Source organism: Microvirga massiliensis, assembly GCF_001006805.1.
GTDB lineage: Bacteria > Pseudomonadota > Alphaproteobacteria > Rhizobiales > Beijerinckiaceae > Microvirga > Microvirga massiliensis.
Window position 1 is genome coordinate 22,085 of record NZ_LN811363.1, and the last position, 2,014, is coordinate 24,098.

At 69.0% G+C, this 2,014-nt stretch carries 2 protein-coding genes; one reads left to right on the plus strand and one right to left on the minus strand.

All coding sequences use genetic code 11. The features are described from left to right. Positions 1-212: 212 nt before the first annotated feature. Positions 213-500, plus strand: a complete 288-nt coding sequence (locus BN1233_RS32460; protein ID WP_046867815.1) for a hypothetical protein — start codon at positions 213-215, stop codon at positions 498-500. Between the two features lie 96 nt (positions 501-596). On the opposite strand, the gene BN1233_RS32465 is transcribed toward BN1233_RS32460, so the two are convergent. After that, complete coding sequence (locus BN1233_RS32465) at positions 597-1,733, minus strand: DUF3616 domain-containing protein (protein WP_052764025.1); 1,137 nt, start codon at positions 1,731-1,733, stop codon at positions 597-599. Positions 1,734-2,014: the final 281 nt, after the last annotated feature.

Consider the following 2,014-nt stretch of genomic DNA (forward strand, 5'->3'; position numbering starts at 1 on the left):
GGCCCGGGAGCATTGTTCGGCGCGAAGAACGGCGCTGCTTTCCGTCCGATGCGCGCGTGAGCGCCCCGAACCCCTAGGCCCTGAAGTGTGCCTCCACCGGAGGCCGATGCTGCGGCAACTCTACCGGGCCTGCCACGTTAGCAAGAGACGCTTCGCGGGCGATCACGGCCCGCGGAGGGGCCGAAAACCAGCATCCAGAAGAGGAGCGGCAGATGTGCAAGCTTGCTCTCGCTCTGTGTGCTTGCGTCGCCATTGCAGCCTGTTCACCGACGACGGGAACCGCGGCAGGGGCCACAACGGGCGCGCTCATCGGCGGTCCCGTCGGTGCGGTGGTCGGCGGCGTCGGCGGCGCGGCTGTGGGTGCGACCGCGGGTGCCGCCACGGGTGCGACCGCAGGCGCTCGGGTCGCACAGGCGTCCCCCGGTTACTGCTACAGGTACGACCGGAACGGTCGCATGCTGATGGATGCGTCTGGTCAGCCGCGGCTCCGTCGCTGCTAGCGTGTCGTGCGGACAAGCGGACCCGGCGCCCCGGGCCGGACGCAAACCGCCTGACGGGCCGAAGGCCGTCCTGCGTAACGCGCTTCGGCCCGAATCCTAGGACGCCAACGCCGCCACGCGCTTGGCCCGTGACCCGGCCTTCGGCCGGCGCGGGCCGATCAGGTCGGCGCGCACCGTGAAGGCATCCGGGTCCGTGCGCTCCGGGGCCGGGGCGTCATAGATGACGAGCAGGGCGCCGGGGCCGGCCTCCGGCCAGTGATCGATGCCCTCCGGGTGATCGGCATGCAATCGATACGGCAGCTCGACGACCGTCTCGATGCGGTCCGGGGCGATGACGCCGGAGACGTCGTCGTGGACCGCATCCCGCCAGCGCAGCACGAACGCCGGCCCTTCCAGGGACATCGTGGGCCCGACCAACAGAAGGAGGTCGTCGCCGTCGAAGCACATGTCGCGGATGCCAAGGCCGCGCGTGTCGAGGAGGTGCTTGCGGTAGCGCCGCTCACCCGCGGTGCGGCGGGCCTTGAGTTGGCCCGGTGTCTTCTCCGTGATCTCGAGGTCGAGCACCACCGCGTGGCCTCGCAGCACCGGGCCACGCAGGCCGAGCCAGATCCGATCCCCCCGCACTGCCAGACCCTCGACGTCGAACCCGTTCTCCTTGGCCGGGATCGTCAGGAAGGGGCCGAGATGCGGATCCCCGGCGACCCAGTCCGTGAGGGCGCTACTCCTCTTGCCGAACCTGGCCCAGGTGGCCTGGCGCCGACCGTCCGAGCGGGTCGGCATCCACAAGCCCGGCGCCTCCTCGATCAGTGGGATCCGGCCCAGGAAGTGGCGGTTCGGCTCGCGGTCGACCTGCTCCATCCGCCGCAGGGCGTCATCGGCATCGCTCTCCGCGCGCTTCGGTTTGCTGCGCTTGAGTGCATGCGATCCGACGATCCAGAGAAAGCCATCCACCGCGCACAGGCCTTCGATGTCCATCTCGCCTTCGGGGCCGGCCGGCAGGTCGACGAGCCCGTCAAGGGCGAAATGCCGATGCTCGCCAAACCGGCCGTCCCCAATGCGCCGCAACCGCTCGATGCTCGCGGTCTCGTCGCAGGCGAGAAAGAGACTGTCGCCGACGCGCGCGACGGCGGACAGATCCTTGTGGAGGGGATCCTCCACGTGTCGCAGAGGCCGCCAGTCAGAAAAGGCGAGATCGACCTGTCCGAGGGGTTCTAGCCGGCTGTGGTTTGGCACGGTCGTTCCCTCCAGGGACGCTGACGAGCCTGATGAAAGGCAACCAACAACGGCTCGGCCGCGAGGGAACCGAACCATCGCATAACCTAGGCCAAGACTTCTTGCGGCCAACCGCGCGATCGAGTCCGAACGATTCTCTGCGCCGTCGATCGGGCCTTGTCGTGACGCCGCCCCGGGAACGTCCCAGGCCAACAGCCTCTTGCCTGGATCGCTTCCGCTCTGCCCTTGGTGCAGAGGCCCTGCGTGCGTCGGGTCATAATCGCGATTACCGGATCGATGGC

Excerpts from the sequence above, each read along its gene's own strand:
- BN1233_RS32460 (WP_046867815.1), top strand. The coding sequence starts at position 213 with ATGTGCAAGCTTGCTCTCGCTCTGTGTGCTTGCGTCGCCATTGCAGCC.